Source organism: Kytococcus schroeteri (assembly GCF_002847825.1).
Taxonomy (GTDB): Bacteria; Actinomycetota; Actinomycetes; order Actinomycetales; family Dermatophilaceae; genus Kytococcus; species Kytococcus schroeteri.
Map to the genome: position 1 here is coordinate 1 of NZ_PKIZ01000100.1, position 346 is coordinate 346.

The 346-nt window shown below is 63.9% G+C and carries 1 pseudogene; it reads left to right on the forward strand.

The features are described 5' to 3' along the window. Positions 1-21: 21 nt before the first annotated feature. Positions 22-346 (forward strand): annotated as a pseudogene (locus CYJ76_RS11705) (hypothetical protein); the annotation flags it as partial.

Sequence of the window (346 nt, forward strand, 5' to 3'; positions counted from 1 at the left end):
GAATCCCAAGCGACCCGACGCATGGCCACAGTCGTGAATGAAGCCGAATGGGTACTTCATGCCGCTCACACCGACCTGCCGTGCCTGTTGGCTTTGGGTTGGCGCCCGCGCGTGCTGCACGATACGCAGATTGCCGGACAGATCCTGGGCGCCGAACGTATTGGTCTTTCCGCAATGCTAGAGGCCTACTTCGACATCAAAGTGCCCAAGGACAAAATGGCTCGCCGCGGCGACATCTCCCCGGAGGCTATCCTGCGCAGCCGCGACCTCGTGGACATCGCCGGCCGCGCCGATCGGGACCGGGCCGGTGCGCTGCGGCAGTTGAACTCCTGCCTGCATCACTCGC